Here is a 9196-nt window from a genome sequence, read left to right as displayed (position 1 = left end):
ACAGCTCCAATTGGCGGAAATATTGCAGTTCCATTTTCGGTTCCAATTGCGTTTGCTGTCGTTTTATAGGCTGTATCTACCGCTGTCCCAACTATAAATTTTTGAGTATCTCCGTGGGATTTTTCATAGTTTTCTTTTGCGGTAAGCCCCACACTCAAGGGACCCAATAATTTATTCCCGGCTTTGACCGCTTTCCCAATCCTGTTTAATTCTTTCGTACTGTCTTTAAACTCATTTACAATATTTGTGTAAGCCACTTTTGGGTTTTTCCATTCAGGTATCCGTTTGATTGTTTTCTTTACTGCTTTGATTTTCTTCCCTACAAGTTCTTCTTCAAATATAGTCGCCGCTTTGACCGCTTTTGCTTTTAAACTAAGCTCTTTAAATTCCCTGTATTTCGGAAAACCGTATAATTTATCAAATTCTTTGATCATCGCCAGTTTTCCGCGTTCTTTTCCAAATACTTCCAAAGAGGATACCAGTTCCTGAATATTTTCTTTTGTAAAAGCTTTAAACTTATACTTTTTTAAATGATTCATAAATTTTTTGTCATTAAATTTAAAAAGCGTTAAATTCAAATAATTATTAAACTTGCGATATTCCTCCTTTGTAAAATGAAATGCATGCGGGTTCCCCTCCTTAAGCATTTTTCTTTCACTTTTATTCATCAGCTTAAAATAAATATATAATTGTGCCATATGGTTTGAAACACTATCTGTTTTATTCAGATAATCACTTATTCTCTTAAAACCTTTATAAGCATTCGCCAACACTATAAACAATAAGGCTTTTCCCTCTAAACCCTGATGATTTTTGCTAAATTCAGCATTTGTATTACTGTGCGAAGAACTACCCGTTAAACTCCTCTCCCCGGCTTCCATCAGCTTCTTCATTGCCCTGTCCACATCGTGGCGGCTTTCTTTGACGATTTGGAGGGCTTTTCGGTCGAACGTGTGGAGTTTTTCATTTACCTCGTCTGCAAATTTCCGTGAAGCTTCAGCGCTTTCCATAAAGTGGTCCAAGTCAGGCGTGGGAATGGATACAATGTCCGATATACCATGCAAAATTTGTGCGCCTTCATGGTGGATGTCCATCATCCCGTTTCTCAGTGTGCGTGTTTTGCGCCCGAGGTCATCGAGATAGTCGGAGTGGATCACGGCATTGCCTGAACCGTCAACTGTCCCCGCAAATTCAGAAATAATCTGATTGTACCGCTGTTCCACTTGTCGGGCTGCGGAGACAAGTGATTCAATGATTTCCCCATGGGTAGCGTTGAAATACCGTTTTGCCGAGTCTGCCGCTTTTCCTTTAAAAGAATTGAGCCTGCTGATGGCATTACACTTTTGCCTGGCTGTTTCGAGCTTTGCCACCATTTCTTTTGTGCTTTTGTCTATCTCCTTTTGCAGGTTGAGCAGTTCTTCAAATTCCACTTTCATCCCCTTAATTTCAGCCCTTTCTTGTCTTAATCCGCAAGCTTTGCAAAAGACTGGCCGATCTTTTCATCCTGCTGCACCATCTCTTTCCCTAACTGTTCCAGCTTTTGCAAATCGGTCTGGAGAAGTGCGCTGTAAAGTTTTAACGCCGTTTTCAGTTCCTTTAGTACTTCCATTTGTTCCTTCAAGCTTTTTAAATCGGTCTGGTGCATTGCCGGTTCTGGAAAATGCAGGCCTTCAAGTGCTGTTTTGACACTCTCTGCCTGGCTGAGGGTGGCATTGAATACTGTTTCATTTATTGCAATTTCCGCCACCGATTAATCCCCCTTTGCAATATCCTCGCTCAAGCCCGTAATACGGGACCGTAAAAAATAGAGATGGCTTTCCGCCTCACTGAGCATGCTGGAATGGCGCCTGATTTCTTCTTCAATTTTCGCTTCCGCCCTCATCCATCCGTTCACATAACGGTGCGTGGAAGACGCCATGCTTTGCATCATTTCGCTATACTTATTTTTCGTTTCGCCTTTCCAGAAAGATGGCTGCGCATCGATGTGGCCGATTTTCCTTTCCTGCTGCCAGCCATCAGCAATCACATGATGCAGACTCCCCTTTGCCCGGCGCAGTCGCTCCATCTTTTCTTCCAAATCCAGAGCCGCCTGCCTTGTTTGGCTTGCTTCAAGTTCCATCTTTGCCCTTTTGCGGATGAGCTCAGCTTTTTCCACTATCCGCTCCCCTTTCCTCGTAAAACGTTTCCATCCCTCATTATTTTCTACCTTTCCCTTGATGCTTTCAATATTTTTTCAAAAATTGAGGCTTTCAGACTATACCAGTTATTTATTTAGCCAGCTTGCAAAAATTTAAACATCTTTTCGAAAAATTCATCAAAAAAGGATGCAGGCCCACAGGGTGCATCCTTTTTCACTGCAAAACAGCTTATTTACTTTCCAATGCTTCCGAAACTAAACGATTATACAGAATGACTATCCCCATCCACCAGCTTTCCTCAAAAAATCAATAGCAAAATCCCGGAAACTATTTGCCACAAATGAGTCTTTTCCCTTCTTCCATGCAATGCCTACCGTTTGAAAATTAGCCTCATCCAATATTTTAAGCATCCTCGTTTTATCTAAATAAGAACGGAGAAATGAGTATTCCGGAAAAAAAGAAAGACCTGCTCCTTCATTTACAAGCTGCAAAATAATCGATAATTCATCTCCTTCAAAAGAGATTTTTGGCATAAATCCTGCTTCTTGAAACAATCTATCGGTTGTCATACGCATTCTTTGTCCTTTTTCAAAAACAATAAAACGTTCATCTTTCACTTCGCTCATAGAAACACTTTCTTTATTAGCAAAAGGATGTCCTTTTGGAACAAGCAAAAAAATTTCCTCATTAAATAAAGGCACCCATGTGATTTCGTCATTTGTTATTGGGTTCGGGACTATCATGAAATCGAGGTTTCCGTCAAGCAATTTTTGCAAAGCAACATCGTCCGGCAACGTATATTGACGAATTTTTACATATGGACGTTTTTGATAAAAGCTGGAAAATAAAGAAGGCAGTAACCTGGAGTTCATTACATTAATGGAAATGCTATCCTCTTTTATATTTGCCAACTCTTGAACTTCATCGATGGCTTCATCTAAATCAAATAAAATTTTTTCTATCTTTTTATAGAAAACCTTCCCGTATTCATTTAAATGAATAGACTTCCCTCTCCTATCAAAAAGGCGGACCCCAATTTCATCTTCTAATCGGGCAATCGTCTTACTTAAGAAAGATTGCGAAATCTGTAATTCTAACGATGCTTTTGATATATGCTCCAATCTTGCGACAGTTAAAAAGTATTGAAGGTGATTGATTTGCATGAAACTCTCTCCTTATTCCACTTAGGAATAACTTAAGTCATGAATGATATTGTACAGATTTATATCAAAAATTATAATGCAAAAAAAGAGGGATGTCACAAATTAGACAAATTTTATATGAGTTGTCTTAAAAAATAAGGAGAGATTAATATGGAAACAAACAAAAATTTTAAAAACCGAGTTGTATTAATTACTGGCGCAGCAACTGGTATTGGGAGAGCTACTGCCCTCGCATTTGCAAAACAGGGAGCAAATTTGGTTATTGGAGATATTGATGACCGCGCACAAGAGACTGTTGAACTTGTAAAAGCAGAAGGCGTTGAAGTCCTTTTTAAGAAAACCGATGTTACTGACGCGGAAAGTGTTCAAGCATTAGTCGATTTTACGGTTGAAAAATTTGATCGTTTGGACCATGCATTCAATAACGCAGGGATTCTTCCAAAAACAAAAGAATTTACTGCAATGACAGATGAAGACTTTGATCTGACAATAGGTGTCGATTTAAAAGGCGTTTTCTATTCCATGCGTTCTGAATTAAAATATTTTGAAAAAGTTGGCCGGGGTACGATTGTCAATACAGCTTCCGTTGCAGGATTAGTAGCTGATCCCGGAATGGCACCCTATGTTGCAGCAAAACATGGCGTTGTTGGCTTAACAAAGGCTGCAGGAATTGAATATATTGGAAAAGGAATACGTGTGAATGCTATTGCTCCAGGACTAGTAGAAACGCCAATGACAAAGGGTTGGTTAGATGATCCTAAAATGAAAGAAGTTGTCCTATTACAAACACCAATTGGCCGCCCTGCAAAGCCCGAGGAAATTGCCAGTATGGTCGTATTCTTATCCTCGGATGAAGCATCATTCACAGCTGGGCAAGTATTTACAATAGATGCTGGTCAAACAGCTCACTAATATTCTATCAATATATAATGAAAGAAGGTTTTTTCACTGTGACAAGCAAATTACAAACCAAAGTATTTATTAGTAGTGATCAACACGGGGGGTTCGGGGTATCTTCCACTATTATTTACGGTCCAACTGAAGCTTTACTGTTTGACGCCCAATTCAGCCGCTCAAATGCACTCCGTTTAGTTGCGGATATTCTTGAAACAGGTAAAGAACTTAAACAAATCTTTATTAGCCATTTTCATCCTGACCACTATTTGGGTCTAGGTATTATTAAAGAGGCTTTTCCAGAGGCCCGCGTGATGGTATATAAAGAAGTTGCCAAAGAAGCTAACGAAGCATTTAGCTTTAAAATTGATTATTGGGGAACTGAAGTCTTAGGCAATAACGGCCCGAAAACCGTTGTTACCTTAGAACGTCTAGATAAACCATATCTTTACGTCGATGGAGAGAAAATTGAAATTCTTGGTCTTATGCGAGGTGACGCTGAGCATGTGGCTTGTTTATGGGTTCCGTCAATCAAGACTTTGGTTGCAAGCGATTTGGTATTTTCGGACGCGCATGTGTGGGTTGCAGACGCTCGCTTCCCTGAAGACCGACAAGCTTGGCTTGATAATCTCGATAAGTTGGAAACCTTAGACCCGGAAGTTATTATACCTGGACATGCTCCAAATGACAAACCTTACAATCCAAATGGAATCGAATTTACACGGCGTTACCTGAAAGACTTCATCCACCATCTTAAAGCGTCACGTGATTCTAATGATTTGATCAGTAGAATGGAAAAGCTCTATCCGGATGCATCTGTCCATATTTGTTTAGAATCTAGTGCAAAAATTTTAAGGGACAGATATCGTTGGGAAGGAGATTGGCCCCATTCACTTCGCGACACAGACGCTGTTTTTTAACAAATATATGGCTTGCTGAACGAATCAGATTCGTTCAGCAAGCCCGATTTAGAGGTTAATTTTATCATATAGTATGATCCTATCTTGTTTTTCTTTAGATCTCCATCCATATCGCTAAATACAATATCATCATTGTTAACCATTTTAGTTGATGACATAAGTATTTGCAGTAGTTCAATCAGAAATATGGGTTTTATTCGCTGTTAAGTTCACGTGATTCACGGTTTGATCAAAACCTTCTATAATCGGGTTGTCACCGATTACAAAATAAAGTTCATAATCGCCTGTTTTATAAACGTAATCTAATTCATTTGTCCCTGGCACATTTAAAATTTCATTGGCTTGACCCAATTCTTTTTCCAGTAGCTGCGGGGTAATCCCACCAAGATTGGTCTGTCTCTCTACCCCTGTACCAAAGTTCCGGATTTCCGAAATGGTGTTGTCTTTGTTATAAGCAAATCCATATCCAGGTTGGCCCATTTCCCAGCTATACAAATCAAATTGATTGTTAACTTCTTGTGGACTGCCAAACTTTTGGTGAACAGCTTTTCGCGTGCTTTTATTAATTTTTAGCCCTTGAACATTTCCTGGCATTTCTCCCGAAAAAGCTTGATCGTAAAGGTTATTTAAAGTATTCACTGCCATTTGATTCGTTTCAGAATAAGAAATAGAAGTCTCGGATGCTGCATGAGCTATTCCTGTAAAGGAAGGTACCCCTATTCCTAAAACTGAACCTGTAAGTAATGAAGCAGCAATCACTTTAAACATTGGCTTTTTACCTGCCATTATTATCCCTCCTTATAAGTCAGTTCCCTTTATAATAATTGTAAAACTTGAGTGAGAGAACTTTTTGTTAAACATAGAGGAAATAATAGCACCGTTTAGGAACCTTGAGTTAACAGATGATCTCTTATAACCTTTACAAGCATTTGCCTGCACTATAAACAATAAGGTTTTACCCTCTTTACGCACAATTGCGCGCAGCATAGTTGGCGCATGCAAAACCCGTGGCGAAACCGCACACGGGCTTTTGAACAACAGATTTATTGCACGCTAGAACTATATCCCCCGGGACTTTGCTGCTTTCTCCCAGCTATAGTAAACCCCTAAACTCACCACACCTAAAACGAGCGGCAACCACCACGGATAAGAAAAGGACGGGCCGATTTTCGGCATGAATTTATCCAGCAAAATAACGCCGCCCAGAAAAACAAAGATTACGGCATCTATTTTCAAAAAAGTTAGGATTTGCACCTTTTTTGTCTTTTCCTTAAACAAACTCTTTTTCAAGATACGAAAGATATACCAAATGGCAAAGATCACGTATAGCCCGGCAATGAAAAAGTTCAGGGCCGCGGGTACAGGATAAAACGGTGGCAAAGGTCTGGAAAAGAACCGTTCAACAACAAAAGCAGCAATGCCATTAATGACCAAATCAATCCCCAAAAGCAAGATCATTATCCTGATTGTAAAAGAAACCATATTGCGTTTGTTTTCTTTCGGCAGCTGCCTGATGATTTCGTCGGCAAATGCTTTCGGGTCACCGCCGAACATTTGCGCAGCTGTCTTGTTTTCTTTCTGGCCTTCGAGCAGATGGTCAAGCAGTTCCATCAGCACTTCTTCTGTTTGCTGCTCGGACAAAACGGTTTGCAGGCGAAGGTAGTCAAGCATATCGTTGTAAAATTTTTTGTTCTCAGGTGCCAGTTCCTGCCGTTTACGGTTGTTTTCCTCAATCAACTGTTTTACACTAAGCATCCTCACTTCTTCCTTTCAATAAAAGATTTACAGGGGCTGCGATTTGCTGCCACTCTGTTGTAATCTCATCTAGCGCGGATTTTCCTTTTTCCGTCAATTCATAATATTTGCGGCTCGGCCCGGAATCGGATGGCTGCATCTCTCCATGGATCCAGCCGTTCTTTTGCAGGCGTAACAGAACCGGATAGAGCGTCCCCTCGCTAATTTCCTGGAGGCCTAATTGCTGAAGTTTTTTTGAAAGAATGTAGCCATAAACCGGTTCTTTTTCAATCACAGCCAGCACACAGCCGTCTAAAATGCCTTTCAGTAACTGGCTTCGAATGGACATCCCTCCACCCCCATTTCAACTAATTTGTTATGCAAGTTAGTTTATCAAAAAATGAACTACTTTGCAATGCAAAATAGTAAAAAACAATAATAAAATCCAGCGGCAGGCTAACCGCTGGAAAAATTTTATGATTGCTTTTTTCGCTTGGAAAAATAATGAAGGAAAAAGGACAGAATCATATAGGCTAAAATCAAAAATACGACATAATTGGCCCAAAAATTTTCAAGGTTCAACACATTCAGTGTGCTCAGCCCTTTCTGGATGCCCATTACAATAAGCACCGTCACCGCAAACATGAAAAATAATTGCACATAGCGTTTCATAGCCGTCCCTCCCAAATAAAGATAATCACTATGATTATCTTAAAAAACGGTCCGGCCGATGACTGTGATCTGGATCATAGCAAAGCCGGTTGTTTATGGCATTTATGTGAAAAATGCCGTACTCCGAAAAAGAACGGATGCTTTAAAAGATGGCGCCTGTTCCATGGTATAATCAATTGGGAAGAATCCTTCATTTATGGAAGAGTTTTTTAGAAAACCCTCTCTAAAAAACTAAGAAAACAGCATCCCTTTTCGGTGCTGTTTTGTGTGAAAGGACGATTATCAATGAAAAAAGAAAAAGCAGTCGTTGTTTTCAGCGGCGGCCAGGACAGCACCACCTGCCTTTTCTGGGCAAAGAAAAAGTTTCAGGAAGTGGAAGCCGTTACGTTCGATTACGGGCAGCGCCACCGTCTTGAAATAGAATGTGCAAAGAATATAGCGGAAGAGCTCGGGGTAAAGCAGCATATTCTGGATATGCAGCTGTTGAACCAACTCGCCCCGAACGCGCTGACGAGGGAAAGCATTACCGTGAAAGCAGGGGCAGACGGGGAGCTTCCGAATACGTTTGTGCCCGGGCGGAATTTGCTGTTTCTTTCTTTTGCCGGGGTGCTTGCCAGCCAGATCGGTGCAAAACATATCGTAACCGGTGTGTGCGAAACGGACTTCAGCGGTTACCCGGACTGCCGCGATATCTTCATCAAATCTTTAAATGTCACTTTGAACCTTTCAATGGACCAGCAGTTTGTCATTCATACCCCGCTGATGTGGCGCAACAAAGCAGAAACATGGGCGCTCGCGGATGAACTCGGAGCATTTGATTTTGTCCGTGAAAAAACGCTGACCTGCTATAATGGCATCATCGCCGACGGCTGCGGGGAATGTCCGGCGTGCAAATTGCGAAAAAGAGGGCTGGAGCAATACCTGGCCATCAGGAACGGGCAGTCTGAATGACGGTTTCGTTGGAATTGTGGTAAAATAATGAAAAAAGGAGGCGGGGGAATGGCTGAAATCAAAACAGTATCGATCATTGGGCTAGGCGCGCTCGGCATTTTATTTGGGCATCATTTATCGAAAAAAATGCCGGTGGAAAACTTGCGGATCATCGCTGACCAACAGCGCATTGAACGGTATAAGCGGGAAGGCGTTTATTGCAACGGCGAAAAATGCCACTTTTATTATGTCACACCGGAAGAAACAGTGGAGCCGGCAGATTTGGTGCTATTTACGGTCAAATTCAACGGACTGGACGAGGCAGTTGAAGCAGTCAAACAGCATGTCGGGCCGGATACGGTGATTTTGTCTGCCTTAAATGGGATCTCAAGCGAAGAAATCATTGGCCGTACATATGGAATGGACAAAATGTTATACTGTGTCGCCCAGGGGATGGATGCCGTCAAAGCCGGAAACCAGCTGACATATGCGCATATGGGCATGCTTTGCTTCGGCGAAAAAAAGCCGGGCATTTTTTCGGAAAAAATGAAAAAAGTGGCCCGTTTCTTTGAGCAAACGGATTTGCCATACGAAGCCGACACCGAAATGATGAAAAGGCTTTGGGGCAAGTTCATGCTCAATGTCGGCGTCAACCAAACCGTCGCCGTTTACAAAAGCAATTACGGCGAAATCCAAAAAGACGGCCCTGCACGCGAGATGATGATTGCCGCTATGCGGGAAGTGA

Annotated in this window: 12 protein-coding genes; 4 read left to right on the top strand and 8 right to left on the bottom strand. The window is 41.3% G+C overall.

The window, feature by feature from the left end; genetic code table 11:
- From P9687_RS15885 to P9687_RS15870, 4 genes are all read right to left on the bottom strand, one after another.
- The coding region (locus P9687_RS15885; protein ID WP_328228926.1) for a T7SS effector LXG polymorphic toxin at positions 1 to 1373 on the bottom strand (1373 nt) is incomplete at its 3' end.
- An 89-nt stretch (positions 1374 to 1462) separates the two neighbouring features.
- Complete coding sequence (locus P9687_RS15880) at positions 1463 to 1747, bottom strand: TIGR04197 family type VII secretion effector (RefSeq protein ID WP_035188355.1); 285 nt, start codon at positions 1745 to 1747, stop codon at positions 1463 to 1465.
- 3 nt (positions 1748 to 1750) lie between these two features.
- The gene (locus tag P9687_RS15875) at positions 1751 to 2155 is read right to left on the bottom strand and encodes a YwqH-like family protein (RefSeq protein WP_035188357.1); all 405 of its coding nucleotides are present in this window, start codon (positions 2153 to 2155) and stop codon (positions 1751 to 1753) included.
- Positions 2156 to 2413: 258 nt separating this feature from the next.
- Complete coding sequence (locus P9687_RS15870) at positions 2414 to 3301, bottom strand: LysR family transcriptional regulator (RefSeq protein WP_035188359.1); 888 nt, start codon at positions 3299 to 3301, stop codon at positions 2414 to 2416.
- A gap of 150 nt (positions 3302 to 3451) precedes the next feature.
- Between P9687_RS15870 and P9687_RS15865 the strand changes: the two genes are divergently transcribed.
- Positions 3452 to 4213 carry an SDR family NAD(P)-dependent oxidoreductase gene (locus P9687_RS15865; protein ID WP_035188363.1) on the top strand — a complete coding sequence of 254 codons (762 nt, stop codon included), beginning with the start codon at positions 3452 to 3454 and terminating at the stop codon, positions 4211 to 4213.
- 38 nt (positions 4214 to 4251) lie between these two features.
- On the top strand, positions 4252 to 5115 hold the full coding sequence (locus P9687_RS15860) for an MBL fold metallo-hydrolase (RefSeq protein ID WP_035188365.1): 864 nt from the start codon (positions 4252 to 4254) through the stop codon (positions 5113 to 5115).
- A 174-nt stretch (positions 5116 to 5289) separates the two neighbouring features.
- On the opposite strand, the gene P9687_RS15855 is transcribed toward P9687_RS15860, so the two are convergent.
- From P9687_RS15855 to P9687_RS15840, 4 genes are all read right to left on the bottom strand, one after another.
- Complete coding sequence (locus tag P9687_RS15855) at positions 5290 to 5901, bottom strand: YjgB family protein (RefSeq protein WP_035188367.1); 612 nt, start codon at positions 5899 to 5901, stop codon at positions 5290 to 5292.
- A 273-nt stretch (positions 5902 to 6174) separates the two neighbouring features.
- The gene (locus tag P9687_RS15850) at positions 6175 to 6870 is read right to left on the bottom strand and encodes a DUF1129 family protein (RefSeq protein ID WP_035188368.1); all 696 of its coding nucleotides are present in this window, start codon (positions 6868 to 6870) and stop codon (positions 6175 to 6177) included.
- Positions 6863 to 7198 carry a PadR family transcriptional regulator gene (locus P9687_RS15845; protein WP_035184415.1) on the bottom strand — a complete coding sequence of 112 codons (336 nt, stop codon included), beginning with the start codon at positions 7196 to 7198 and terminating at the stop codon, positions 6863 to 6865. The genes P9687_RS15850 and P9687_RS15845 overlap by 8 nt, the downstream gene beginning before the upstream one ends.
- 125 nt (positions 7199 to 7323) lie before the next feature.
- A complete protein-coding gene (locus tag P9687_RS15840; protein ID WP_013859890.1) occupies positions 7324 to 7521 on the bottom strand; it encodes a hypothetical protein in 198 nt (65 codons plus the stop codon).
- A 267-nt stretch (positions 7522 to 7788) separates the two neighbouring features.
- Here P9687_RS15840 and queC point away from each other — a divergent pair, with 267 nt between their 5' ends.
- Both queC and P9687_RS15830 read left to right on the top strand, forming a co-directional pair.
- Complete coding sequence (gene queC, locus P9687_RS15835) at positions 7789 to 8472, top strand: 7-cyano-7-deazaguanine synthase QueC (RefSeq protein WP_268870863.1); 684 nt, start codon at positions 7789 to 7791, stop codon at positions 8470 to 8472.
- 48 nt (positions 8473 to 8520) lie between these two features.
- On the top strand, positions 8521 to 9196 hold a 676-nt coding region (locus tag P9687_RS15830; protein WP_328228925.1), incomplete at its 3' end, for a ketopantoate reductase family protein.

The sequence above is a fragment of the Weizmannia sp. CD-2023 genome, assembly GCF_036225245.1.
Classification (GTDB): domain Bacteria; phylum Bacillota; class Bacilli; order Bacillales; family Bacillaceae_C; genus Weizmannia; species Weizmannia faecalis.
Note: the sequence above shows the minus strand (reverse complement) of the source record. Positions and strands in the feature narration are given on the sequence as shown.

Bases quoted from the DNA above. Each gene is read 5' to 3' on its own strand.
- P9687_RS15870 (WP_035188359.1), bottom strand. From the start codon at position 3,301: ATGCAAATCAATCACCTTCAATACTTTTTAACTGTCGCAAGATTGGAG.
- P9687_RS15865 (WP_035188363.1), top strand. From the start codon at position 3,452: ATGGAAACAAACAAAAATTTTAAAAACCGAGTTGTATTAATTACTGGC.
- P9687_RS15855 (WP_035188367.1), bottom strand. From the start codon at position 5,901: ATGGCAGGTAAAAAGCCAATGTTTAAAGTGATTGCTGCTTCATTACTT.
- P9687_RS15850 (WP_035188368.1), bottom strand. From the start codon at position 6,870: ATGCTTAGTGTAAAACAGTTGATTGAGGAAAACAACCGTAAACGGCAG.
- P9687_RS15845 (WP_035184415.1), bottom strand. From the start codon at position 7,198: ATGTCCATTCGAAGCCAGTTACTGAAAGGCATTTTAGACGGCTGTGTG.
- P9687_RS15840 (WP_013859890.1), bottom strand. From the start codon at position 7,521: ATGAAACGCTATGTGCAATTATTTTTCATGTTTGCGGTGACGGTGCTT.